Origin of the sequence: Enterococcus sp. DIV0724b, from assembly GCF_050531475.1 — a bacterium.
In the GTDB taxonomy this organism is placed as follows: Bacteria; Bacillota; Bacilli; order Lactobacillales; family Enterococcaceae; genus Enterococcus_L; species Enterococcus_L haemoperoxidus.
In genome coordinates this window covers 1,720,730-1,746,971 of record NZ_CP172890.1, presented here as the reverse complement: position 1 = coordinate 1,746,971, position 26,242 = coordinate 1,720,730, and the positions used below count along the sequence as shown (strand labels likewise).

Genomic DNA, 26,242 nt, shown 5'->3' with positions numbered 1-26,242 from the left:
GGAGGTTTATTTTAATCAATCAAACATGTTTCGCAATATAGTCCACTAATTCTTCAGTCTCAGCCCAACCTAAACATGGATCAGTAATAGATTGCCCAAAAATTTTTCCATCTGCTTCTTGACGACCACTTTCAAGAAAACTTTCAATCATAAAACCACGTACCCATTTCTTCATATCATGATTCCACGAGCGATTAAATAAGGTTTCTTTGACGATCCTGATTTGTTCTTTGTATTGTTTCCCTGAATTGTCATGATTCGTATCAATGACAATAAACGGATTTTTATAGTTGCCAGCTTTATAAAAATCTACCACTTTCAGCAACTCTTCATAGTGATAATTCGGGATATTCTCCCCATATTCATTCAAACCACCTCTTAATACAACATGGGCCAATGGATTAGAACTAGATTCAACTTCAAGTCCGTTAAAAATAAATTCTTGTTTTTGCTGTGCTGCATACAGTGAATTGAACAATACGTTTAAATTGCCGCTAGTTGGATTTTTCATCCCTGTTGGTTGATCAATTCCACTGGCAACGAAACGATGCTGTTGGTCTTCCACAGAACGCGCACCTACTGCAATATAACTAACTAAATCTTGCACAAATTCTAGATTTTCAGGATAAAGCATTTCATCTGCTGTCGTTAGACCCGTTTCACTGATAACCCGATTGTGCAAACTACGAACCGCCGCAATGCCTTTGATTAAATTACTTTTTCCTTCTGGATTTTGCTGATGTAATAACCCTTTATAGCCGTCGCCATTCGTTCTAGGTTTATTAGTATAAACTCGGGGAACCATAAAAATTTTATCTTGGACTTTTTCTTGTAGTTTAGCTAAACGAGTAACATACTCCATTACAGCTTCTTCATTATGAGCAGAACACGGGCCGATCACTAAAAGAATCTTGTCACTTTTTCCTTCAATAATTTCTTTCAATTCTTGATCACGAACGTTTTTTAAGTGCTCTTGTTCTGGCGTTAATTTAGATAAGGATTTGACTTGTTCAAAATCGATTGGTTGGCTTAGCGCTTTAAAGCTCATACAATAACTTCCCTTCATTATTTTATAATCAAACAATAAAAATAGATTCTAGTAATATAAAAAAAGCCTCATCCTCTTCATTGCTGAAAAGGACGAGACCGAATGATCCGTGTTACCACCTTTGTTTTCAATCAGTTTACACTCATTGACTTGTCAGGTACAAAATTATACCTTGGCACAATAACGGGTGCGCGTAACCGTCACAGCCTACTCAGTTCGGTGTGAAGTTCAAAGAGGAATTCAGATACATTAGGTTTATGCGCCTCTCAACAACCGGCTACTTTCTGTACACCTGTATGATCTTACTAGTTCTTGTCAAAACTTTTATTGTTTATTGAAGTCATTGTAAGAGATTCTTTCAGAATTGTCAATCTTTTTCAAAAAGAAAAAGGTTGAGGATGGGACATCATTCTAAGGGTCACAATCCTCAACAAATCTAATTTACTTAGTTCGAACTGGAAAATCCAGAACTAACCTCTTCTGTAGGCTGATTTTTCTTTTTTTGCTGACACTCTTGGCAAATACCATGAAATGTTAACCGATGATCTTTCACCATAAAATGATAGCGCTGTTCGATCACTTGCTCTACTTCGCCTAGTAAATCCTCTTCAACTTCTTCGATATTGCCACATTCTAAACATAAAAGATGATGATGGAAGTGCTTAGCTCCCTCTTTACGTAAGTCATAACGAGCCAATCCGTCGTTAAAACTTACCTTATCTACGACTTTTAAGTCAGTTAAAATTTCTAAAGTACGATAAACCGTTGCTAAACCAATCTCTGGGCTTTTTTGTTTTACTAAAAAGTAAATTTCTTCCGCAGATAAGTGATCTTTCTCATTTTCTAATAATACCAAAACGGTCGCTTCTCGTTGAGGCGTCAGTTTAAAACCAGATTCGTGCAATTGTTGTTTTGTTTTTTTTAAAGCAGCAGTAGAATCCATAAATGCAGCCCCTTATTTATAATTATTTTAATCTAGAACTATACATTGTAGTAACAAATTATAATAAGTATAAAATAACTCCAAAATATTTGCAAGTGATTCTCAATTAGAATGAAAAAACAATTATTTTTCTTGTTGCTCTTCTTTTAAAATGGTAAATCCTGTTTCTTGAGTGATTTTGCCCTGCTTCAGCAGATTACCGATTGCACGCTTAAATTGGGCTTTGCTAATACCGAAAGTTTGCTTGATTTTTTCTGGATTAGATTTGTCAGTGAATGGAATTTTATGATCAGCTGACCGTTCTAAAAAGGTCAAAATCATTGCCGCATCATCACTGATTGCTTCATAACCACGTGGTTTTAAAGAAATATTTAGTGTGCCGTCTGGACGTACGCCAATCACACGACCATTCACTCTTTCGCCTAAGCGAGGCTCCTGGTAACGTTCTGAAGGATGGATAAATGCAATATAAAAATCATCAGTCAAAACAAATGACCCAATCATTTTCAAACGGTAAACGATGCCACTAATGTTTTCATTTTTTAGCTCTTCTGTTCCAGGTTTAGCCATAGCTTTAAAAATTTTCTCATCTGCTAATTCGCCCCAAATCCGTTCTTTGTTGTCAACTTTCAAAGCAACCATCAACTGATCGCCTTTTTTAGGCCATAATTCACGCATTACAGGCAGTTCATCTAAAGATACGACCACATCCTTATCTTTTAAACCAATGTCCACAAAAGCGCCTAAATCACGTCTTGTACCTGTCACTGTTCCGAATGCGTATTGACCTATTCGAGCTGTTGGGATGAGCGTCGTCATCTCAGGTTCTTGTTTTTGATTCATATAACCAAAGCCTTCTACAGCTTCGCCAATTTCGTGGCTACCTTCTTCTTTAGATAAACGCAAAGTGATGCCATTTTTTTGTAAAAAATAATGACTTTCGTTTTCATCGATCACTAATGCTGTAAAAATTTGTGCTAATAATTCGTTCATAAATTTTCTCCTTCTGGCGCTTAGCCTAAAAAAATACGTAATAATGCAATCGTAACGATTCCTACTACCACTGTTTTCATTAAATCTTTGGTACGAATAGCAACAAGTAAAGTAGGAATACAACTTAACGCTTCTAACGTTTTTACTTTAGGAAAGCCTGTTGCCTGAACATCTAAAATACTCTGAAATAAGAGTGCCGTCAAGATACAAATTGGAATATAGGATAAAAACCTTAGAAACCATGCTGGAAAATCTACTCGTTTTGAAATTAAAAAAGGAAAAATTCTAGGAATCCAAGTGACTAAGGAACACCCTAGAATAGTCAATAATACATAATTACTACTCATGGTGATTCACCATCCCAACTGTACAACCTAAAAGCGTAGCGAATAAAACAGAAAGTTCTGACGAAAAAAAGCCCATAAAAAAGTACAAAGAGATACAAACAGTCGCTAAAACAATCAAGGTTTCTTTCGTATATTTCTTGATAGGTCCATCTACTTGTAAAATAAATAATCCTGCAAACATTGCTACCAAAGCAAAATCTAATCCTAACAGATAGGGATCTGGAATCCAGGTACCAAGCAGACCACCTAAAATTGTTGAAAGAATCCAAGCTAAATAAGCCGTTATATTTAAACCATGAGTCCAAGCAGAACTAACTCGGTAGTCATTATTTAAAACCGTCATAAGGACACCATAAGATTCATCTGTTAAAAGTGTTCCGATTCCAATACTAGTGATTAGAGGCTCTTTTTTAAAATAAGTTGCCACAGACATACTCATTAAAAAGTGGCGTAAATTAACTAAAAATGTCGTAAATATAATGGCAGAAATTGGCGAATGAATCGCTAACATACCACAAATAATAAATTGTGCTCCACCAGCATAAATCAAAATCGACATCAATGCTATTTCCGCAATTGATAGACCGACATTTTTACCCACTACACCTGCAGCGATACCAATTCCTAAATAACCTAAAATAGTTGGTATGCAAGCATTGACCCCTTCTCTAAATGTGAGATATTCTTTTTTTTCCATACAGTTCTCCTTGCGATAAATCAATCGTCATTGATATTTTTTCTTGAGTAAACATGAGAAGAGAAACGAAGATGAATAGAAGTCTTTAGCTGTAGAAATAAGCAGTAAACCACGAAGATCCATCTTCAAATTTTTGTAGGTTTTAGCCTGTGTCCAAAAAAGTTATCTCTGATACCAACGTTTATTGGTAATTAAGGTGTGAAACAAAAGTAATTTTCACTTTTGTTTCACACCTATCTTCATCTTCTGAAAAGATTATTCGCTATCTTCCAGCATTTCTTGAAGCATTTCCTTTAAACCACCCAGTTTTCGCATTAATTGTGACTAAATACTGGTTGTCTGAGCCATATAGATTGTAATACCCCTCACCGTTAATAATCCTTGCCGGTTGTAAAGAATAGCCGCCAGCTGTGATATAGCCACGTTCAATACAAGTTGCGATTACTTTTTCCTGAATTCCTGGTGCCCAGCTCCAAGCTGGATTACTCATATCACTAACATCAGTTGGATTGACTGAATATACAGGATCTGTATAGACACCTTGAGCATTCGGTGCTGAAAAAGTATTTGAATCCGGTTGTACGCCATTTGTTGTTTGTGTATTATTTCCTTGGTAGTCAGACGTAGGTGTTTCATTTGTTTGAGCTGGCGTTTGATCTACTGGGACTTGTTGCTGTGGCGCATTCAAGGCTTCAGTATCTGTCAATGATTTATCAGCTTTAACTAATGCTTCATTCAGCGGTTTACGTAGTGTATCACTTTTTACTTTATCTACTTCTGTTTTTGCCACAGTATAGTTTTCTCTTGTTAAAGCATCTGTCAATTCATTATTTTTATAAAATACATCAACTGCTGCTTTAGCCTTTTGTAATTGATCGTACTGACTTACAGCTTGATCGGTTGCTTGATTAAGTAATTTATCAAAGTCATCTTTTTCTTCACGTTTGGCAAGGTCGACTTTTTTGTCAGATTTGATTGCGACATCTTTTAATTTGCTGCCATCAATAATTGGTTGAGCAAATAATTCATTTGTTTTTGTGATTGCAGTTTGTTTTTCTATAACTTTTTTATAAATAGCATCAAGCTCCTTGTAATTCGGTTCATCTTTAAGCGTATCTAAATTTTCTTTGATTGCTTTTGGACTAACGCTCACCATCTCTGGTTTAAGGAATAGTTGTTTGTCATCTGTAAAATAACTCTTTAACTCTTTCTCTGTTTGAGTTGCTAATTTTTCTTGTTTTTGTGAGACTTCTCCACCAATTGTATCTTTCTTTTGAGTCTGATTATAGGCTAACCAAGAGCCACCAGCAAGTACGACAACTGCTGCTAAAATAATCGACATTTTTTTATAGTTTTTACTTGATGCTGTAATCGGCAAATCATTTTTTGTTTCGTTTGCAACTGTTTTTTCATCTGTCGGTTTTTCAAATTGATTTTTACCAGTCTTGGCTTCTTCAGCATCTTTAAAGAAAATAGGTGCTGCATCCATTTCAATTTCTTCTGGTTTTTTACTCTTTGATGGAATCTCAGATGTGTTGGTCGGTAAAGCTTTAGGACCAATTGGCTTTGAATCTTCTATTTGTTCTTCTGGTTTAGTGAATTTTGTAATTTCTTCTTGCGATTGGTTCTTTTTATCTTGCGGCAATTCTTTATTTGATTCTGTTGATTTATGATCTGATTCGTTGGATTTCACGTCATCTTGTCCTTTATCTTTCGTCTTTGATTGCTCATTAGAAGAGTCAGGTTGATCTGCCTCTGTTTTTTTATCAGTTTCTTCATGATCTTCTGATTCAGATAGGTCATCAATCATTGGTTTGTCATTTTTATGTTCATTGATGTATTGATCTAAAGCCGCCGTATTCAAAAGTTCGTCTGATCCGTTTTCTAACGAGATAACCTCTTTTTCAACTGGCGTTTCTATCTCTTTAATTATCTGTGCTTTTTCGGATGATTCTTCCTGAACTTCTTCTGTTGATTCAGGTGATTTTTCGTCTGATTGTTGTTCATTGAACATCGTCATTACATGTCCAATACTCATATCCTTCAATTCAGACCATTCAATATTTTCATTTTGCTCTTTATTCAAAAAACTAGAAGTATCGTCTGCTTTTTCGTTAGAGGTAGCATTATCTGACTCTTTGATTGCTTTTTTCTGATTCGTTTTGAAAGAATAACCACATTTCGGGCATAGGTCTTCTTTATTGTCTATTTCTGTTCCGCAATTCGGACATTGTTTCGTCATTCATTCCGCCTCACATTCTACACATTCGTAAATCTAATCTACCATAAAATCACGTTTCTTCCAATATGTACTCTCTAACTTTTTTGTTACGATTGTTAAAAACAGCCCTTTCCGAAAGAAATCGAAAAGAGCTGTTCAAATTTTTAAGAAAAACTTCTTATTCTAGAAAGTCTTTTAATTGTTTAGAACGAGAAGGATGGCGTAATTTGCGTAGTGCTTTCGCTTCGATTTGACGAATACGTTCGCGGGTTACACCAAATACTTTCCCAACTTCTTCCAATGTTCTTGTACGTCCATCATCTAGACCAAAACGTAAACGTAAAACATTTTCTTCACGGTCAGTTAATGTATCAAGTACATCTTCTAATTGTTCTTTCAACAACTCATATGCTGCATGTTCAGCAGGACTTGTTGCATCTTGATCTTCAATAAAGTCCCCAAGGTGAGAATCATCTTCTTCACCAATTGGTGTTTCCAACGAAACTGGCTCTTGCGCAATTTTCAATATTTCACGCACTTTTTCGGTCGGCAAGTCCATTTCTGCACCGATTTCTTCAGGCGTTGGTTCCCGACCTAAGTCTTGCAGCAATTGACGTTGAATACGAATCAATTTATTGATTGTTTCCACCATATGCACAGGAATCCGAATTGTTCTAGCTTGGTCAGCGATCGCGCGAGTGATTGCTTGACGAATCCACCAAGTAGCATAAGTTGAAAATTTGAATCCTTTACGGTAATCAAATTTTTCTACAGCTTTCATTAGCCCCATATTTCCTTCTTGGATCAAATCAAGGAATTGCATACCACGTCCTACATAACGTTTTGCAATTGAAACAACCAAACGCAAGTTAGCTTCAGCTAAACGTTGTTTTGCTTCTTGATCGCCTTCTTCGATTTTTAAAGCCAATTCTACTTCTTCTGCTGCTGTTAATAATTGAACACGTCCGATTTCTTTAAGATACATACGAACAGGATCGTTGATTTTAACACCAGTCGGGGCAGATAAATCTTCCATTTGGGCTTTTTCAGCAACTTTTGCGTCTTTTTTAAGACTATGTTCACTTGGATCACCATTTTCATCAACAACACTGATTCCAGCGTCTTCAACTTTTTGGATCAACTTCTCCATTTCATCTGCATTCAATGTAAATGGCGTTGCTAATTTGTTTGTTAGATCATCATAAAGAACAGTACCTTTTGGTTTGCTCTCTTTGATAAAGGCTGCCACTGCAGCTGCATATTTTTTTTCTGTTTCTTTTTCCATGAAAGAAGGCCCCCTTCATTTTTCCATTCGGCTAAATATATAAATAATAGTCAACTACATCGCCTAAAACTTTTAGGACGCTGTACGACTTTTTTGCAATTGTTTTACTAAGCTTATGACTTCGATTGCTAATTCATCAACTAAAGGTTTATTTCCAAGACGTTCTGCTTCTTTTTTTTGCAGTTGCTTTTCCTTGATCTGATCTTCCAAGCTGGAATTTCCAATCACTCTTATGACATCTGCAATTTCACGATCAGAACTTTCTTCTGAAATGGTCTGCAAAGAAATATCAATCGCTAATTTTTTGATTGTTTCATCTTTTAGATAATCAATAAAATCAGCTAGTAGAAAGTCAGAATGAATACTCATATAACTATCTAACAACAAATAAAGTTCTTGATATTGGTCATGAGCAAAACTAAAGTCTGTTAGCTGAATCAGTTGATTTCTGACGCTTTGTTCATTCATTAAACGATACAACAACGTGCGCTCTGCTTTTTCTACTTGTGTTAATGGTAGTTTATTTTGAACCGACGGAGTAACAACTACTTCTTCAAACATTTCTGGCGGTTCCAGCATGTCGTCGATCTCATAAGCTTGAGGTGGCGGTGTTACTTGTTGTTGCCGTTCTCTTCTCTTAGTAGAACGTTGTTGCGTTTCAAGTTGCTTCAACTGCTCTTCTAAAGAATGAAAGGATAGCTGAAATTCTTGCGCTAATTGATTCAAATAGCGATCTCGCTCTAATGGCGACTGTACTAATATCAATTCTTGCAGCAGATCATTCACATAATCCAATTGTTCTTTTTCGTTGTTCATATTCCTAGTCAAACGATGATACTGCATTTTAAAGCTAAAAACAGTTTCTCGACCATGCAATGCTAACTCACGAAATGACTCGTTGCCGTATTTTCTTAAATACTCATCTGGATCCAGTTTTTCTGGAATACTAACGATACTTAATTGAAAACGACTGTGCTCACTTAATAAAGAAATAGCACGATTTGTCGCTTCTACTCCGGCGGTATCACCATCGTAGCAAACTACAAGTTCTTTCGCTACTCGTTCAAGTTTGCGAATCTGCTCGTTAGTCAAACTAGTTCCCATAGAGGCGACACCGCTAGTAATACCTGCTTGCCAAGCTGCAATAACATCCATAAATCCTTCAAATAAAAACACAGTATTTTCTTTGCGAATCTCTTTACGAGCTTTGTCAAAGTTAAATAATGTATCTCTTTTATTAAACAAGACTGTTTCTGGACTATTTAAGTACTTGGGCATATCATCACCCGGAAAATCTTCTGTTTTAAGTAATCTTCCTGAAAAAGCAATCACGTTGCCACGATCATCATTGATTGGAAACATAACACGCTGATAAAAACGATCTAAAAACTCACCGTTGTCTCTTTGAATAAACAATCCAGACTCCTTGGATAAATCCTCAGCTACTTCTTCATTTTGGAATACTTGACTTAAAAAGTCACGTTTTTGAGGAGCGAATCCGATTTTAAAGGTTTCGATGAGTTCTTTTGTCAGCCCGCGTTCTAATAAATAATTCAACGCCGGTTCACCAATTTGCGTATTCATCAAAACATGATGATATAAATCAGCTGCTTTTTTATGCAGTTCGATCAACTTACGAGTTTGCAGATTTTCCGTTGAGTCTGACTCCGTTGTATTGACCCAGTCGATATTGACGGGTATTTGCTCTAATTCAGCCACTCTTCTTACGGATTCTGGGAAATTGATCCCTTCTATTTCCTGCAGAAAATTAAAAACAGTTCCACCTTTTCCGCAGCCAAAACAATGAAAAATTTGTTTATCTTCTGCTACTGAAAATGAAGGGGAACGTTCTTCATGAAACGGACATAAACCCATATAATTCTTACCGGATTTTTTCAATTGAACATATTGTCCAACGACATCAACGATATTCGTACGTTGTCTTACTTCCTCGATAACTTCTTGAGGAATTCTTTGTGCCACTGTTCTCACCTCCAAAAATAGCAAAAGCTAATTTATGCGATAGTCAGTAAAAAAGCACTGAAATCTTCAGCGCGACTTTCAAAAGACACAATTACACATGTTTTATTGTATCATACTAAACATAATTTTCAAGTAAATTGCACCTTTATTTTCATAACTGTGAAATTCTGAAACTCATTGTTTACATAATATATATATAGTTAACTAGAATTATCTTTAAAGAAACGAAAAAAACAGATAATAGCGTATCTGTTTTTTTCGTCAATGACTTGGATCACTCCACATCATGCTTAGTATTAATCTTTAGTATCTTGTGCATTCCACAATTCTTTAACAACAGGAATATTCCCTAGTTCAGTCATGTTGCTGGGTAAGATCACTGTGTTTGTATCGCTTCTAACAACTTGCTTAAATGCTTCTATCCCTAAATAAGCTAAAGCTTGTTCATTTAAATCACTTTCTTTGATTGCTTGATTCAAAGCTAAGATACGTTGTCTCTCCGCTTCTGTTGTTATACGAATTCTTTCTGCTTCAGCATCAGCATCGATCTTGGTTCTTTCTGCACGCGCCTCTGCATCGATTTTCGTTTGTTTCGCTCTCGCTTCAGCATCGATTTGCATTTGTGATGCATTCGCTTCTGAATCTAAGATGATTGATTGTTTTCTACCTTCTGAAATCGTAATCGTCGATTCTTTATCACGACTAGCTGTAATCAGTTTGTTCATCGAGTTTACAATTTCATCTGATACAGAAATTTCGCCAATATTGATTCGATCAATTGATAATCCGTAACCAGCAGTAATATCTTTTACACTTTCAAATAGACTTACATTGATTTCTTCGGTTCCATTAAGCACTTCATTCAAATCCATTTTTCCGATAATACCACGTAGATTTGATTGGCAATCTTGAATCATTGACGTCACAGAATCTTCATTGTCATAAACAAAAGCTCGAACATCTGTTACATGATATTTAATTGCTTCATCTACTTCTACAATTACGTTATCGCGCGTAATCACACTTTGAGACTCAATTTCTAGAGGTGTTTGCTTTAAAGATACTCGACCCCTTACTTTATACAATACAGGGATCAGAAAATGAAGCCCTGGATCGATTGTTTTAACATATTTACCAAAACTTTCAACAATTTTCACTTCACCTTGCTGGACAATAATCACCATTTTTGAAATTAGAAGTAAAACTAAAACAAGAACAATGATAAAAATTAGAATATTAAGGATTATCAATATAATTCACATCACTTTCGAATAAGTAGTTGTTTACAGTTACAAATAATTCGGTACTGGAGAAATCTACGACCTCTAACATCGCCCCTTTCTCCGGGATACCGTTGATTACACGATACATATATGGACTACCGTATATTCGAATGATTCCATTAAAATTATCTGTCGATGACCGAAAACACTTTCCAATCGTTTTGCGCATTTGATACTCACCACTCATATATACCCCTCCTTATTTCCACACTTTTTTACTCCATTTTTAAAGATCTTTGATTGTTGTACCAGATCGTTTCATTTGGAAAAGTCCAACTATGATTCGAACAGTGATATTAATAAGCATCATTACTGCAAAAATAGGTAATGTCTGCTGATTTAAAAATCCTACTTCTAAGATACTATAGAACAGCATTGCAGCGACATAAATCCCTCCCACGGTTGTAACAGCCAAGAAAATTCTAAGTGGATTAAATGGCAAACATGCGCGAACAACTGCCATACAGCTAATACCAATCAATAAGTAATACATCAACGTCGTTGTTTCCATTTGAGTGAAGCCTTGGTTTTGGCCCATCAAATATACAGCAACAATATTTAACACTACTAAAACTGCATTAACAGATGCATTTCTTAATGCCGTCGGTAAGAATTTACCTCGTACTTTTCGTTTATCACTTTCAAATGACAAGAAGAATGCTGGATATCCTTCAATTGCTAAATCAATCAATGTGATTTGGATCGGTATAAATGGAAATGCAATAGTAGTAAATACACAAATCATTGATAAAATAAATGAATAAATCGTTTTTATAAAGAATACACTCGCAACTTTTGTTACATTATTAACAACACGTCTACCTTCAAATAAAACATCGGGCAATGTTGTGAAATCAGAATCCAATAATACTAAATTAGAAATCTGTCTTGTCGCCCCATCACCTTCAGCCATGGCTATACTACAGTCAGCTTCTCTTAATGCTAAAACATCATTCACACCGTCACCTGTCATGGCAACAACATGATCATTATCTTTCAATTCTCGAACGATCGTACGTTTTTGCTGAGGTGATACACGACCAAACACAGTGTATTCATGGACTGCTTTGCGCACTTCAGCTTCTGTTTCCATTTTCGATAAGTCAACATAAGATTCATAACCAAATAATCCAGCACGACGCGCAATATTAGAAACAGTAACCGGATTATCACCAGAAATAACTTTTAAATCGATTCCCTCTTCACGTAAATAAGCTAATGTTTCATTAGCATTTTGACGAATCGGATCATCGATTTCTAATACAGCCAAAGGTTCTAAATACGGCATCTTTTCTTCATTCAGTGGAGCATTTTCGGAAATGGCTAACATTAATACACGATAGCCGTTTTCTTGTGCTTCAATCACTTCTTTCGGTAAACGATCTGCTGTAACTAATTTCTCAGGAGCACCAAGATATACCGTTCCTAGTTCTGTAAACTCGATAGCTCCCCACTTTCTTTCAGAAGAAAATGGCAATGATTTAACTGCACCATAACGGTTAGACAATTCGAAATGATCACGAATAGCTTGCATTGTAATATTATTATCTGTACTTTCTGCTAGATAGCTACCGATGATTTGAGGAAAATTCTCATGATAGTTGGCATGTAAAATTTCTACTTTTTGAACTTTCATTTTCCCTTCAGTGATTGTACCCGTCTTATCTAAACAAAGTGTATCGACATGCGCTAAAGTTTCGATTGAGTACATATCTTGAACAAGAATTCGTTTTTTAGCTAATTTTACGACTCCTGTAGTTAACGTGATGCTGATCAAAAGAACCAAGCCCTTTGGCAACATTCCAAGTAATGCCGCTGCAGATGCGACCACTGACGCTTCTAAACCAGAGTTACGAATTAAGAACCCTTCTACAAACAAAATAATCCCCAAAGGAATGATTACTAAACTCGTGAATTTCGATACTTTACGAATCGAATTGACTAATTCAGATTGAATTGGTTTATGCACTTTGGCTTCTGCAGTGATTTTAACTGCATAATTATCCGCTCCAACATGAATAACTTTTCCGTAAACTTGACCACTTGCCAGAAAGCTGCCCGATAATAAAATAGCGCCTTCTGTTTTCTCAATCAAATCAGATTCACCAGTTAATAGCGCTTCATTAGCTTCTGCTTTCCCATCTAAAACTTCCATATCAGACGGAACTTGTTCTCCAGCGGAAATCACCACGATATCATCTATGACTAATTCTTTTGTATCGATTTCTATCTGTTTACCATCACGAATAACATGGACGCTTTCTTTTGCTACAATTGATAATTTTTGTACTAAATTTCTTGCATGGATTTCTTGATAGATTCCCATACCCATATTCACTAATATAATTGCTAAAAACGCTAAATTGGAATAAGCTCCAACAAAAAATAAACATAGCGCGATCCCAAAGTTTAAAAAGTTAAACAATGTCATTACGTTGTCGTAAATGATGTCTTTCGTAGATTTAGCAACATTTTCCTCATAATCATTTTGTAACCCTTGTTTTTTTCGTTCCTCTACCTCTAATTGAGTTAATCCCTGTTTTAGGTCAAACTTATTTGTCATGGATTCAGTTCCCTACTTTCTCCTCGTTAAAAATACATCTTCTTTAGTTTACTTGTTAATAGAAAGAAGTTCAAGAAAATCCTCAAGAATTCGTACTATTTAACAGACGATATTCTCAAGGACCAATTACTTTGGTATTTAATTAGTTCAACCACTTAATAAATTGCTCGTTCATCTTAACAAGATCAGCATAAAACATATTTCCACCATTATTATACAAAAAGCCCCCATTGTAGATCAATGCTTGTGGTCGATAATAACGATATGTTTTTTGGTCTGTATTGCCTAGTAACGGTGACAAGACTTCTTTTGAATATTCTTCTGCAAGGTGAATCGAATTATTTCCGCCCCGTTCTTTTACAAAGGCAATATAATCTAATCCAAAATTATATGCTTGAACAGCTGTCCAAATATCACACCCAGCTTCATCGGCTTGCGCGATTGATTGTGCCAAAAAAGCAACTCCTGTGTCGATACTTTCTTTAGTTGTACCAATCATTTGTCTTTTACCATATGCACTTTCACTGCTTTGCATCAAGTCTTCTGAACGCCCTTTTGATTCAGTGTAAATAATAGCTAAAACTAAATTTTTATATTCAGGAATATTATTTTCTTTGACTGCCTGTTCTACCTCAGCTTCGTAGGTCATCACTTGCTGCACATTTTGGCGAATTTTAAACCCAAAATATCCTAACCCGATAATCAGCAATAGAAAAAATAAGAGCAGTATTTTTTTTACAATTTTCATCAATTTGCCCATCTTATCATCCAAACTTTTTGTGAGTAGATTTCATCATACTTTATTATTCAAAAAAAATCTAAAAAAAGGCGGATTCTTTATTATTCTTTAAGAAAAATTTGGAATTTTCTTTGCCCATTTCAGTTTTAAATCTAAGTGAAAACCGATATACTATGAAAGATAGGTGGTAACGAGATATGGAAAAACAAAAAAAACTACTATTGACCAAGGATAAAAGCTTGATTTATTACGAAATATCAGGTAAAGGCTTCCCTTTATTCCTGCTTCATGGTAATGGCGGAAGCGGAAAATATTTTGAAAAACAAGTACCAGAATTTAGCCGCTACTTCAAAGTCTTTACTGTAGACAGCCGAGGGCATGCTCGTTCGACAAACAATAGTAACTCACTCACTTTTGAGCAAATGGCAGAAGATTTGTACTCACTCATGGAACAAGAACAGATTAAACAAGCAGATATTGTAGGTTTTAGTGATGGTGCTAATTTGGCAATGGTTTTTGCTAAAAAATACCCCAATATGATTCATCGTTTAGTATTGAATGCTGGAAACACTGAGGTGCAAGGAGTCAGTTTGCCTATAAGAATTTTTACTACAATAGAGTACACCTTTTTGAAGTTTCTTTCCTTATTTAATAAGAAAGCAAAACGTCAACTACTCGTTGTTCGTTTAATGACACATGACATTGGCGTGTCTAAATCTGATCTTCAAACATTATCTGCTAAGACTTTAGTAATTGTTGGTAAGTATGATATCATCAGACGAGCTCATTCAATTTATCTAGCAAAAGAAATCCCACATGCATCCTTTATTTTAGTTCCAAAACACGGACATTCTTTTGCAAAAAAAGATCCCGAAACATTTAATAAAGAAATCTTAACATTTTTACAAGAAAAGTAGGTGCTAATAATGAAAAAAATGCTTCAATGGATCAAAGATCATGTCAGTTATTTTAAAACAATCTTTATTTTTTCAGTAGTCGTGATTGTTTTTCGCGAATTGCTTTCTATCAGTAAAACAATTTCATTCGAACAACTTGGAGCTATTTTTCAAGATCTTGCTATTTGGAAGATTGTTCTGATGTTCCTAATTGGTCTGATTGCCGTTTCACCAATGATTGGTTACGACGTGATTCTAAATAAAATATTGAAACAAAAGCCTAAAAAGATTTTTCTCATTGAAAGTAGTTGGATGATCAATACAATCAATAATATTGCTGGATTTGGCGGCTTAGTTAGTATTGGATTGCGCTCAGAGTTTTATGGAAAAGAAAAAGATGGCAAAATGGTTGTTCGAGCGCTTTCGAAGATCCTAATTTTTCTTATGTCTGGTCTTTCGATTTACAGTTTGATTGCTTTTTTCATAGTTATGTTTGGTCATACTAATGATTACTTACAACAATATTGGATTTGGTTGATCGGCGGCGGCTTGTATTTTCCTGTTGTTATAGTTGCAAGCTTGATCAAAAAAGATGAATATATCGGTGATATTGATCATTCGACACGCGCTGGACTTATTTTGACTTCATTCTTAGAATGGACTGGTGTTTTAGGCAGTTTTATATTGATTGGCATGTTGATGGGCGTCAAAATGAATCCTGTCCAAATCATCCCTCTTTTCATAGCTGCTTCGGTCATCGGGATCGTCTCCATGATTCCTGGGGAATTGGGTAGTTTTGATATCATGATGATTGTCGGTTTATCCACTCTAGGGATCGATCGAGAAGTCGTAGTTGTATGGATTTTACTCTATCGCCTATTTTATTACATTATACCGTTCATGATCGGTGCTATCTTTTTTGTAAAAAATCTAAGTCATAGTTTAAATACTCGTTATTCTGGTATTCCAAGAGAACTAACGACAGAATTAGCGCACAAGTTTGTTGTTTTTCTCATGTATTTTTCAGGCATTATGATCGTTCTTTCTGCTACGATTCCAGAAGCCTTTAGTCAATTTAGTTGGTTAAAGAAATTCAACCCACTTTCTTTCCACCTCATTACACAACTACCTGCTATTTTATTAGGTTTTTTATTGCTAATTATGGGACGAGGAATTGCTGCTAGAGTCAAACGTGCATATTTGCCTACGATTGGGTTGATATTGATCACGTTGGTCTATACATTTTTTAAAGATTTCAGTTGGGGTGTCATTGTTTTTCTTAGCCTTTTACTCGTAATCATCATTTTCTCAAAAAGAGAACTATTCAGAGAACAATTAGTTTACTCATGGGAAATGATTACGATTGACGGTATCATTTTTCTTGCGTTAACCATTTTATATATCGTGATAGGTGTATACAATTTACCGACTTTTCCTCATCACAAACGTCACTTTATCTCATTCTTTTTATTTCCATCGGAAAAAATTTGGTTTTCTGGTTTTATTGGCATCTGTTTAGTGACACTATTTAGTTATTTATTTATTCGTTATCTCGAAGGTAAAAAACACACAATCGGAACTCCGTTAGATGAAGAGCGCGCTCTTAATCTTTTGACTACTTATGGAGGCAATACCGATAGTCAGCTGATTTTTCTCAAAGATAAAGATATGTATATTTACACTGATCAAAATAATGAGGATACAGTTTTACTACAGTTTAAAACATTAAATAATAAATGTGTAGTTATGGGAGATCCATCCGGTAAAAAAGAAGATTTTTCAGCTGCTGTTGAACAGTTTATCAACGAAGCGGATCAATGGGGTTATCTACCTGTCTTCTATGAAGCATCTGAAGAAGTTGTGATGTTCCTACATGAATTTGGTTATGACTTCATCAAAATGGGAGAAGAAGCACATGTAGACTTGCCGAACTTCACTTTGTCAGGTAAAAAAATGAAGAGTGAACGAGCTGTTATGAATCGTTTTACAAAAGAAAATTATCGATTTGAAGTCTTCTCCCCTCCTTTCTCTAACGAACTAATGCAAGAGTTGAAACAAGTTTCCGATGAATGGCTTGGTAGTCGTAAAGAAAAAGGGTTCTCATTGGGTTTCTTTTCTGAAAGTTATTTACAAAGAGGAAAAATAGCTGTTGCCAAAAACCAAGAAGATCGAATCGTCGCTTTTGCAAATATCATGCCAACCTATACGAAAGAAGAAGGTACGATCGACTTAATGCGTTATAGCAAAGAAGCGCCATCCGGTGTGATGGATTACCTATTTATTTCCTTGTTTAACTACATGAACGATGAAGGCTTCACTTATTTTAATTTAGGGATGGCTCCTTTATCTAATGTTGGAACATCAAAAAAAAGTTTTATTCAAGAACGGATTGCTTATCTGGTTTATGAATTTGGTTCACGTTTCTATTCATTCCGAGGGCTACGTGATTATAAAGAAAAATACGCGTCTGAGTGGGTATCTAGATACACCTTATACTCAAGAAACAGTTTCATTGCTTACGTGATGGTTGTTTTATTGATCTTAGACAATGCTCCGATTGAAAAACAGAAGAAGATGCATGGTGTTCGCCGGATTCTTAGAAATAGATACCAACGGTAAATAAAAGATAGCTGAGATCTTTCAGCTATCTTTTATTTTATAATCACATCAAATTTTTTGTTGAGGCATGCAGTTCCTGAAATACTTACTTGATGTGCGCCTTTAGCATCTTTTATAACATGAACCAAGACAATCCCTTCACTTTTGACATGCTTACCTTGAGAAACCCTGATTTCAATACTTTCTCGGTCCACATAAGTATGATTTAATAAATAGGCCCCCATCACTCCGGAAGCTGTTCCAGTCACTGAATCTTCTGTTGTTCCAGAAAATGGTGAGGAGAAGTGTCTGGCTGTACACAGCCCTACTTGTTTATTGCAAATTGCAAAAGGATGAATAGATGAATTAGGCATTTCTTTTAGAATTTCTGGAAATGATTCTTGATTTGGTTCCATTTCATCTAAGACCGTTGTATCAATCACTGGAACGATCAATGTCCATGACCCTGTATTACCGTATTGAATAGGTAAATTCGGATGTAAATCTTCTGATTTTATCCCAAGACTTTGACAAAGAGCTGCACTATCTCCTTTAAAATCAATAAACTGAGCTTTTGCCTGTCTCATTGTAATTTTTTTGCTGTCTGCTTTATATGTGATTGGTAAAATACCTGCACTAGTTTCAATCTGTAATTGTTGGTCACCTTGTCCGTTAAAAAGAGCAAAAATCGCTCCAATTGTAGCATGCCCACATAGTGGTGTTTCGTGACCAGGAGTAAAATATCTTAATTTGAATGCACTAATATCGCTGGAGCAAACAAAAACAGTCTCGTTAAAACCAACTTCTCTTGCAATATTCTGCATTTCTTCCGTTGTATATCGATCTCCGTCAAGTACCACACCAGCTGGGTTTCCTTTGCCTACGGTAGTGGTGAATGCATCTACTCTTAAAACAGTACAGTTCATCTTCTATAATCCCTTCACTTTTTTTATAGTATAGCATATCTGACTAAAGATGGATTCTGTTTTTGCGATAAAAAAACTCGAAACAAAACGAATGGTCCGTTTTGTTTCGAGTTTTAATTCTAAATAGACTCTTTTATTATTTTTGTATTTCAGTGACAATACCTGAGCCAACCGTTCGTCCACCTTCACGAATTGAAAAAGTTGTTCCTTTTTCTACCGCAATTGGATGAATCAATTCAACATCAATTGTGACATTATCCCCTGGCATGACCATTTCAACTCCATCTGGCAATTCAACGACGCCAGTTACATCAGTTGTACGGAAATAAAATTGTGGACGATAATTTGTAAAGAACGGTGTGTGCCGTCCGCCCTCTTCTTTTGTTAAAACGTAAACTTCAGCAATAAATTTAGTATGTGGTGTAATTGATCCTGGTTTTGCAATGACTTGTCCGCGTTCAATTTCATCTCGAGTAATTCCTCTTAAAAGAACACCGACATTATCCCCTGCTTCCCCGTAGTCTAACGTTTTACGGAACATTTCAATTCCTGTTACTACCGCCTTTTGCGTATCAGGTTTAATACCAACAATTTCTATTTCATCTCCAACACTTACTTTTCCTCGATCGATTCGACCGGACGCAACTGTTCCACGACCTGTGATTGAAAAGACATCTTCCACTGGTAATAATAATGGCTTGTCTGTGTCTCTTTCTGGCGTTGGAATATACTCATCCACCGTGTCCATCAATTCCACGATCGCCGCTTCTGCTGTAGGGTCTCCTTGTAGTGCTTTTAAGGCAGAGCCTTTAATGATTGGAGTAGTGTCTCCTGGAAAATTATATTCATTCAACAACTCACGAACTTCCATTTCAACTAAATCGATCAATTCTTCATCATCGACTAAGTCTATTTTATTAAGGAAAACGATTAAATATTTTACGCCCACTTGACGAGATAATAAGATATGTTCTCTGGTTTGGGGCATCGGTCCATCCGTTGCTGATACAACTAAAATCGCTCCATCCATTTGGGCTGCGCCTGTGATCATATTTTTAACATAATCTGCGTGCCCTGGCGCATCGATATGGGCATAGTGACGAGCTTCCGTTTCATATTCAACATGTGATGTGTTAATTGTAATGCCGCGTTCACGTTCTTCAGGTGCTGCATCAATACTAGCATAGTCTTGCGGGTTTGCTAGGCCTTTTTTCCCTAATACTGTTGTGATTGCAGCGGTCAATGTAGTCTTTCCGTGATCGACATGTCCAATTGTGCCGATATTTACATGTGGTTTACTTCTGTCATAATGTTGTTTTGCCATTTTACAAACCTCCTATTTTGTTTAAAGGTTCCATAGACAATCAGTTTTAACTGACCATATCTGACCTTTATAGTGTTATTATATACCTTTAAAATAAATACACAATTTATTTGCTTACTATTTATAAGTAAATGAGTTTGTCGTTACTATAGCAAAAGAAGAACAGAACTATTTCTGTTCTTCTTTTGCTATAGTTGAATAAATTACTTAGTTTTGTAAAACTGATCCATCTTCTGTTCAACAGCTTCTCCGCATATATTCGTAAACTCTGCTGATAATCGGCGAAGTTCTATTGCATCATCTAATGACAGATCCTCTGCTTGAAACTTTTGAATTAGCCCCAACAGTCGTTCAGTATTTTCGTTCATAGTATATTACCACCTTTATTCTCCATCAACCACTTGCTCATATACTTTTTCATCATAAACAGTTAAGATAAATTTTTCTTTATAAGACGTTGTTGTTTCCGTTATCGAATCTATTAAGTGAGATTCACAATCAATGTAAAGGATGATTGCTTTAAATCGATCTTTTGTTTCTTTTAAAAAACGGGTTAAATCATCAAGTATGTTGTGTTTTGTCATTGTTTCATATGCTGGCATTTGTTTTGCACGAATAAAATTATGGGGAATTCCTCCAGGGTAGCCAATAATCGCAATTTTCTTCCCTGTATGCTCTTTTTTTACTAATTCCCAAATTTTGTTGATTTTTCTTGGATTGTTTCCTTTAATAATAATCATTTGAATCTGCTCCTCATTTTCATCATATTTACCAATATGACACAAAGAAACCGTATGATCATCAACTGGCACTTCTTTGTGTCCAGCGTTATTCATGCAAGATAATCTCCTCCTAAATTATAAGCTGAAAGATCTTGTCGGCCTTCGTTAAATCGAGGCAGAGGGTAATGCTAGCTCTTTCAACTGGATAACATAAAACAAGTACACTTTTAACCATATCATACAAAAAAAATAAAGCAACCGTAGAAAAAAACTATCCGAGAAATTTTCTCGGATAGTTTTTTAAGTCTTTATTTTACAGTTACTTTACCAATTGAATCATTAGCAGAAACTGTTTGGTTTGCTTTTACTAAATCGTATTTTTCAACAATATCTTGATTTGTGAAGACAACGATTAAATCAGATTTTTTACCAGCCGTTTCTAAAGCTGCTAGATCAATTGTCGCTACTTTATCGCCTTGTTTCAAAACTTGACCTTCTTCAACGTGTAAAGTGAATGGAGCACCTTTTAGCTCAACGGTGTCTAAGCCCATGTGCAACAATACTTCAATACCAGAATCTGTTTGGATTCCTAAAGCATGTTTTGTAGGGAAAATACTTGTAATCTTACCTGCAACAGGAGTTGATACTTCACCATCCGTTGGGATAACTGCAAATCCATCACCCATCATTTTTGCTGAGAAGACATCATCTTGGACTTCTGAAATTGGAATAACTTTTCCGTTCGCAACAGCAAATAATTCAGTCTCTTTTGAAGTTGCTTTTGGTGTTATAGTTTTCGCTTCAGGCTTTTTTGCAGGTTCACCTGAAGTAACTGGTGTTGCACCATTACGAATTTTAGTCATTTCATCGGCTACAAATTGAACTTCTGTTCCAACAATAACTTGAATATTCGTATCATCGATCACTTTCACGCCCGGAACGCCAGTTGCTTTGATTTTCGCTTGATCGACTTTACTTGTGTCTTTAACAGTTAAACGTAAACGAGTTGTACAATTATCGATTGACGTAACGTTCGCATCTGCTCCTAAACCTTGGTAGATCTTGTTTGCTAATACAGCAAATTTATTGTCACCAGTACTATCTAAATCTGGTGTTTCTTCGCCATCACCTTCTTCGCGCCCGGGAGTCATTAAATTAAATTTAGTGATTGCAAAACGGAATGCAAAGTAATAAATCACAGCAACGACTAAACCTTGAACGACTAACATCATTGGATGATTTGCAACTGGATTTTTTAAACTTAAGAAGAAGTCAACAAAACCAGCACTAAACGCAAATCCGGCAGTCCAATGCATAAATGCTGCAAACGCTAAAGATAGACCTGTAAGTACAGCATGTACTACGTATAAGGGCCATGCCACAAACATGAATGAAAATTCTAAAGGTTCAGTTACACCTGTAAAGAATGCTGCAAAACCTGCTGCTAACATCAATGAAGCTGTTACTTTTTTCTTCTCTGGGCGAGCACATTGATAGATTGCAAATGCTCCTGCTGGTAAACCAAACATCATTACTGGGAAGAATCCAGCTTGATACATGCCCGTTTGACCAATAATAGCTTTACCTGAATCTAAAGCTTGTTGTCCAGCTAAGAAGTTACCAATATCATTGATATTTGCAACATCAAACCAGAATACTGAATTCAACGCATGGTGTAATCCAGTTGGAATTAATAGACGGTTGAAGAATCCATATAAACCAGCTCCAACAAAACCTAAACTTGAAATAGCTTCACCAAATGCTACTAAGCCATTATAGACAACTGGCCAGATAAATAATAAAACAAATGAAATTGCTAGCATAGCAATAGCTGACATAATTGGAACTAAACGTTTACCACTAAAGAATGAAAGTGCCATTGGCAATTTCACGTTAGAGAAGCGATTATACATCGCAGCAGCTGTTAAACCAGCAATAATTCCGACAAATACATTATTGCCCATACTGTTAAACGCTGGATTTACATCTGCAATGTCACTTAATCCCATTATTGCTTGTACAGAAGCTGCTCCTAATACTGTCTTAGGAACCAAATAAGCGACTAAACCTGCAAGTGCTGCAGCGCCATCTTTATCTTTTGACATTCCCAATGCCAAACCGACTGCAAATAATAATGCTAAGTTGTCAAGAATCGCTAATCCGCCATTCATTAAAAATGTTGTAGCTGCACTAGGTCCTACTGTCCCTACGATCCAGTTTGCAATCCCTACTAATAGAGAAGCAGCTGGCAATACCGCTACAGGAAGCATCAATGAGCGTCCCATTCTTTGCATATAAGCTTTCATTTTTGTATCTCTCCTTGTTTTTTATTTGATCATCCTCAGCCGTTCGATATGAATAGCCAGATAACCTAATTCTTCATTTGGTACTTGGTAGTGAAAATTTCTCATTAACAAAACTTGAACTTTTTTAGATATTTCGTAACTTTCTGCGTATTTTTTACGCACAACATCCAAAATTTCATCGTCTAAAACTGCATACTGACTTTGTTGAAATCGGTGAATAAACAAGCGGAGATGATTGACTAGTCTTGAGTAGCTTAAGCTCATCTTTTCATCATGTATATTGATACCTAATTCTTGCTCGATCAAATGAATAATTTCTGAAACAATAGTGACTTCACGAATACTTTTACTATTATCCGTTCGTCCGCTACGAGCACTGTGAATATGGATTGCAATATAGCCTGCTTCATCGTAACTAAATGGAATGCCTAACGTTTGTGTCAAATAATCCACTGCCCATTGCGCAATTGAAAATTCTTCTGTATAAAGAATTTCAATTTCATTTAAAAGCTTATTTCGCACAATGATATTGTTTTGGATATTCTCTGCGGCAAATGCAATGTGATCACTCAAACCAATATTGATATGTTCATTCAATTTTTCACCTAGCACTGTCTCAGCATGAGAAATGATTTCTTCTGTGACAAAAAAATACTTTTCATCGATTTGTGATAATAAAACTTGAAGCTTTTTCAAACCTTCTGGTTCCATTACAAACATTCTTTCCACTTGTTGTGGGAATAACAGATCGTTTTTCTTTTTGTTAAAACCCACGCCTTTACCAACTGCCACTTTTTCCTGTCCAGCATCAACAACAAGCACAGCATTTTGATTAAGCACCTTTTTGATTTTCATAAACATTCCTCTTCTGCAGAAGTAGATTGTCCGTTCCCCTGCTATAAGACAACAAAAAAAGCATAGAACAATCCCGTCAAAATATGAGTATATCATATTTTATTGAAATTCTTCCATGCCTAGTATTATCTAGTCACATGAAAACGCTATTCATTTTTGTTAACAGTGATAGTTTACAAAGATATAGACCATTTGTCAATCATTTTGATCTAGTTTTTCTTACTAAACTAAAAATCTAGTTTTTTAAATCTAATGAATCAAAATATGAGTGTTCTCAATGCGAGAACACTCATATTTTAAGACTTTATACTTCCTCTTCAGGATTTGCGTATTCGTCTTCATCATCGAAGTCGTCGTCTACATCATCCTCATCGATAATTGTAAGATCCTCTTCAATTCCCGGCAACACTTCTTCTTCATCATCAGAATCTGCTCCGATTTCTTGAAGATCTGAATTGTATGCTTTGATTTCTTCATCTTCTTCATCGTCATCATCATCGTAAAGAATATCGTCGTCATCTTCATCCGTTAATTCAGCATCTTCCGGATCATCGTCGTTGTAGTCGATCACATCTTCATCATTAGCATCAATAATAAAGGCATTGACTTTCTTACGTTTTCTACGGCGTGGTTTGTCTTCTTCATCTTCGTCTAAACCATGTGTTACTTCTTCGTCGATAGAATCGATTGGATACCATGAGCGCAAGCCCCAACGGTTATCTCCAAGAGAGATAAAACTGCCATCAATATTTAAGTCAGTATAAAATTGTGCTAAAGAGTCACGAATTTCGCTGTCAGATTTTCCAAGATAATTTTGAATTTGGTTTACTAAATCAGAGAAGTCCATCACATCTTCACGTTGTTCTAAAATTGCGTGCGCAACTTCGATCATGGATAATTCATCTTTGTTCAACCCGTCAAATACATTAATTTCCAAACGGTACACGTCCTTTCACAGTCTACTCCTTATCATACAAAAACATGGAGAAAAAATCAATTGATTATTGCATAATTACGCAGTAAATTCTAGTTCTAAATGATATTCCCCTATTTTTTCTGCCTGAGAGTATAAATCATAATCAATCAAAATACTACCAGCAACTGGTTGATCTTTCAAACTAAAACGTAAATTACGGGTAAACGTCGTGATTTGAAATAACCCATATGGTGTTTTATAACTCGTTTCCAAACGTTCTTGATAAGCAAATTTCAAACGCATTCTAAGACCACCAGCACGAATTAGCTGAATTTTTCCATCAGGTTCAACTTTGATCGTCACAGGAACAGGTTCCCCTTCTTCTTGTTCTTCTTTATAACGAATATATAATGTATCTCCGATTTTTACGATTTGACCTTCCAAGTCAAAATAAAAGTTCTTTTTCTCACCAGCTTGATCTACTATTGTTTTCAATTGAATAGATACTGGTGTTCCTTGTGATAAATCCATTAAAAGCACTCTCCTTAATTTAAAAGTGTAACGGGCTTTTTCAGTCTCGACTGAAAAATAAAAATTAACTACACTATTTTTTAGCATATCCATTCTATCTTTCACCAAACATACCAGTCAAGCTTAAAGCAAAGCTTCTGCAATCATTTGATCTATAATCAAAATAGTACATTTTTTACCACGTAGTAATGGTCTGATACTTTCAGCTTTTTCCTCACCACAGCCAATCACCATTACATCGGGTATGTTCACTAAGTCTTCAACCTTAATCCCTAACATCCGCTTGCTTATTTCATTGTTAACGGTTTGCCCATTTTTGTCAAATAAGGACGCTACAGCATCCCCTTTGACACCTGTTTTTTTTATTATTTGTAACTCTTTTTTTTCTATATAACCAAGACGCTTCCATGTAGAACTTTCATTTGGATTACCTACACCAATGATTGCAAAATCGACATTTTTAGCTTGTTTCATCGAATTTCCAACTAATTGTGACTGGTTCAAAACGTCAGCTAATATACTGCTTTCAGCTAAAGCTGGTGCATAAAAGTACTGGCAACGGCTATTGAGTTTTTCAGCTAATCGAAAGACTAGATGATTTGTATCAAAATAAAGATGTTCACTAGAAATACCGCCAACTAAAGGACAAACATTGATGGTTGGAAATGAGCAATAAGGCATCTCATCGATCATGTCAGCTAAAGTCGTTCCCCAAGATAAACCAATACTCATATCTGCCTTTAACCGTTCTTTCAAGTAAAATGAAGCAGACCGACTAACTTCTTTCTTCAATGATTCTACTTGTTTTTGCTCATTAGTCGGTATTACGATCACATCTTTGAGTTGATACTTTTTTTCTAATTGCAGCCCAAGCTCCACAGCATGAGCAGATTCGTCTTTGATTGAAATTGAAACTACTCCTAATTCTTTTGCCTGCTGCAAAATTTTAGAAATGACCGGTCGTGAGATATCCATCTTTTTTGCAATAACTGTTTGAGTTAATCCCTGTTCATAATACATTGTAACAATCTTTAGCATTTTTCTACGGTCTTCACTAATTTTCATG

23 protein-coding genes and 1 other annotated feature are annotated in these 26,242 nt (G+C 35.7%); of the genes, 2 read left to right on the top strand and 21 right to left on the bottom strand.

Going from position 1 to position 26,242, the window contains the following annotated elements:
- Window positions 1–19: 19 nt before the first annotated feature.
- The 12 genes from IGJ02_RS08030 to IGJ02_RS07975 all read right to left on the bottom strand — a co-directional run bounded on the left by IGJ02_RS08030 (window position 20) and on the right by IGJ02_RS07975 (window position 14,123).
- Window positions 20–1,048: a 3-deoxy-7-phosphoheptulonate synthase gene (locus IGJ02_RS08030; RefSeq protein WP_430604034.1), complete on the bottom strand. Its 1,029-nt coding sequence runs from the start codon at window positions 1,046–1,048 to the stop codon at window positions 20–22.
- 85 nt (window positions 1,049–1,133) lie between these two features.
- Window positions 1,134–1,376 (bottom strand) — a binding site (T-box leader).
- Window positions 1,377–1,493: 117 nt separating this feature from the next.
- A complete protein-coding gene (locus tag IGJ02_RS08025) occupies window positions 1,494–1,991 on the bottom strand; it encodes a Fur family transcriptional regulator (RefSeq protein WP_010761321.1) in 498 nt (165 codons plus the stop codon).
- Between the two features lie 123 nt (window positions 1,992–2,114).
- A complete protein-coding gene (locus tag IGJ02_RS08020) occupies window positions 2,115–2,984 on the bottom strand; it encodes a CvfB family protein (protein WP_430604032.1) in 870 nt (289 codons plus the stop codon).
- A gap of 20 nt (window positions 2,985–3,004) precedes the next feature.
- A complete protein-coding gene (locus IGJ02_RS08015; RefSeq protein ID WP_010761319.1) occupies window positions 3,005–3,331 on the bottom strand; it encodes an AzlD domain-containing protein in 327 nt (108 codons plus the stop codon).
- Window positions 3,324–4,028: an AzlC family ABC transporter permease gene (locus IGJ02_RS08010; RefSeq protein ID WP_430604029.1), complete on the bottom strand. Its 705-nt coding sequence runs from the start codon at window positions 4,026–4,028 to the stop codon at window positions 3,324–3,326. The genes IGJ02_RS08015 and IGJ02_RS08010 overlap by 8 nt, the downstream gene beginning before the upstream one ends.
- Window positions 4,029–4,290: 262 nt before the next feature.
- Window positions 4,291–6,270, bottom strand: coding sequence for a cell division site-positioning protein MapZ family protein (locus IGJ02_RS08005; RefSeq protein WP_430604028.1), 1,980 nt, complete (start codon window positions 6,268–6,270; stop codon window positions 4,291–4,293).
- 157 nt (window positions 6,271–6,427) lie between these two features.
- Window positions 6,428–7,534, bottom strand: a complete 1,107-nt coding sequence (gene rpoD, locus IGJ02_RS08000; RefSeq protein WP_010761316.1) for an RNA polymerase sigma factor RpoD — start codon at window positions 7,532–7,534, stop codon at window positions 6,428–6,430.
- A gap of 72 nt (window positions 7,535–7,606) precedes the next feature.
- A complete protein-coding gene (gene dnaG, locus IGJ02_RS07995) occupies window positions 7,607–9,517 on the bottom strand; it encodes a DNA primase (protein WP_430604026.1) in 1,911 nt (636 codons plus the stop codon).
- A 296-nt stretch (window positions 9,518–9,813) separates the two neighbouring features.
- Window positions 9,814–10,701 (bottom strand): SPFH domain-containing protein, encoded by an 888-nt coding sequence (locus IGJ02_RS07990; protein WP_430604089.1) that lies wholly within the window; start codon window positions 10,699–10,701, stop codon window positions 9,814–9,816.
- 52 nt (window positions 10,702–10,753) lie between these two features.
- Entirely contained in the window at window positions 10,754–10,987 is a 234-nt protein-coding gene (locus tag IGJ02_RS07985; protein ID WP_010761313.1) for a hypothetical protein, read from the bottom strand.
- 39 nt (window positions 10,988–11,026) lie between these two features.
- Window positions 11,027–13,363, bottom strand: a complete 2,337-nt coding sequence (locus IGJ02_RS07980; RefSeq protein WP_430604024.1) for a cation-translocating P-type ATPase — start codon at window positions 13,361–13,363, stop codon at window positions 11,027–11,029.
- A gap of 142 nt (window positions 13,364–13,505) precedes the next feature.
- Window positions 13,506–14,123, bottom strand: a complete 618-nt coding sequence (locus IGJ02_RS07975) for a lysozyme family protein (protein ID WP_010761311.1) — start codon at window positions 14,121–14,123, stop codon at window positions 13,506–13,508.
- A gap of 176 nt (window positions 14,124–14,299) precedes the next feature.
- Here IGJ02_RS07975 and IGJ02_RS07970 point away from each other — a divergent pair, with 176 nt between their 5' ends.
- Complete coding sequence (locus IGJ02_RS07970) at window positions 14,300–15,019, top strand: alpha/beta fold hydrolase (protein WP_430604022.1); 720 nt, start codon at window positions 14,300–14,302, stop codon at window positions 15,017–15,019.
- A 9-nt stretch (window positions 15,020–15,028) separates the two neighbouring features.
- Entirely contained in the window at window positions 15,029–17,617 is a 2,589-nt protein-coding gene (gene mprF / locus IGJ02_RS07965) for a bifunctional lysylphosphatidylglycerol flippase/synthetase MprF (RefSeq protein WP_430604021.1), read from the top strand.
- Window positions 17,618–17,649: 32 nt separating this feature from the next.
- Here mprF and IGJ02_RS07960 read toward each other — a convergent pair whose 3' ends face one another.
- From IGJ02_RS07960 to IGJ02_RS07920, 9 genes are all read right to left on the bottom strand, one after another.
- Window positions 17,650–18,522 carry a PhzF family phenazine biosynthesis isomerase gene (locus IGJ02_RS07960; protein ID WP_430604019.1) on the bottom strand — a complete coding sequence of 291 codons (873 nt, stop codon included), beginning with the start codon at window positions 18,520–18,522 and terminating at the stop codon, window positions 17,650–17,652.
- 136 nt (window positions 18,523–18,658) lie between these two features.
- Window positions 18,659–19,846, bottom strand: coding sequence for an elongation factor Tu (tuf, locus tag IGJ02_RS07955; RefSeq protein WP_010761307.1), 1,188 nt, complete (start codon window positions 19,844–19,846; stop codon window positions 18,659–18,661).
- Between the two features lie 203 nt (window positions 19,847–20,049).
- Window positions 20,050–20,214 carry a hypothetical protein gene (locus IGJ02_RS07950; RefSeq protein WP_430604017.1) on the bottom strand — a complete coding sequence of 55 codons (165 nt, stop codon included), beginning with the start codon at window positions 20,212–20,214 and terminating at the stop codon, window positions 20,050–20,052.
- A gap of 15 nt (window positions 20,215–20,229) precedes the next feature.
- Window positions 20,230–20,682 (bottom strand): hypothetical protein, encoded by a 453-nt coding sequence (locus IGJ02_RS07945; protein ID WP_430604014.1) that lies wholly within the window; start codon window positions 20,680–20,682, stop codon window positions 20,230–20,232.
- Between the two features lie 194 nt (window positions 20,683–20,876).
- Window positions 20,877–22,874 (bottom strand): N-acetylglucosamine-specific PTS transporter subunit IIBC, encoded by a 1,998-nt coding sequence (gene nagE, locus IGJ02_RS07940; RefSeq protein ID WP_430604012.1) that lies wholly within the window; start codon window positions 22,872–22,874, stop codon window positions 20,877–20,879.
- Window positions 22,875–22,895: 21 nt separating this feature from the next.
- A complete protein-coding gene (locus IGJ02_RS07935) occupies window positions 22,896–23,729 on the bottom strand; it encodes a PRD domain-containing protein (RefSeq protein WP_430604011.1) in 834 nt (277 codons plus the stop codon).
- 304 nt (window positions 23,730–24,033) lie between these two features.
- On the bottom strand, window positions 24,034–24,666 hold the full coding sequence (gene rpoE, locus IGJ02_RS07930; protein ID WP_010761302.1) for a DNA-directed RNA polymerase subunit delta: 633 nt from the start codon (window positions 24,664–24,666) through the stop codon (window positions 24,034–24,036).
- Between the two features lie 75 nt (window positions 24,667–24,741).
- Window positions 24,742–25,176, bottom strand: coding sequence for a DUF1934 domain-containing protein (locus IGJ02_RS07925; protein ID WP_430604009.1), 435 nt, complete (start codon window positions 25,174–25,176; stop codon window positions 24,742–24,744).
- Between the two features lie 123 nt (window positions 25,177–25,299).
- Window positions 25,300–26,241 (bottom strand): sugar-binding transcriptional regulator, encoded by a 942-nt coding sequence (locus IGJ02_RS07920; protein ID WP_430604008.1) that lies wholly within the window; start codon window positions 26,239–26,241, stop codon window positions 25,300–25,302.
- Window position 26,242: the final 1 nt, after the last annotated feature.